Genomic DNA, 520 nt, shown 5'->3' on the forward strand with positions numbered 1-520 from the left:
ATTGCTGCCGCGCCCATTCCGGGCGGCTGATCCCTTTTCATCCCGCCCCGGTCATAGCCAGCGCTCAAACAGCTTTTCCAGTTGCCGCGCTACGGCGGCGGCCTATTTGGCCGAACTGGATGCGGCCATCGAAGCGGATCGGGCCGCAGCGGGCAAGAAGCCGCTCAAGCGCGATGACGATGACGCGACGCCGCCGATGAAGGGGCTCGAGGTCAGCACGGTGGATCCGGGCGCCGGCTTCATGGCCCGCGACAACAAGCCGACCGGGTTCTTCTATCTGGACCACCGCACCGTCGATGGTGTGCATGCCCTGATTGTCGATACCCATGTGACCCCGGGCAATATTCATGACAGCCAGCCCTACCTCGCCCGCCTGGATCGGGTCAGGGAACGCTTTGATCTGGCCGTGGGGGCCGTCGGGCTGGATGCCGGGTATTTCACGCCACACGTCTGCAAGGGCATTCTCGAGCGGGGGCTGTTTGGCGTGATGGGCTACAAGCGTCCGACGCATCGTGATGGT

Annotated in this window: 1 protein-coding gene; it reads left to right on the forward strand. The window is 64.2% G+C overall.

Features of this window, described 5'->3' with window-relative positions; all coding sequences use genetic code 11:
• Positions 1-106 precede the first annotated feature (106 nt).
• On the forward strand, positions 107-520 hold a 414-nt coding region (locus tag JNK74_30270), incomplete at its 3' end, for an IS5/IS1182 family transposase (GenBank protein MBL7650455.1).

This window comes from Candidatus Hydrogenedentota bacterium (genome assembly GCA_016791475.1).
GTDB lineage: Bacteria > Hydrogenedentota > Hydrogenedentia > Hydrogenedentales > JAEUWI01 > JAEUWI01.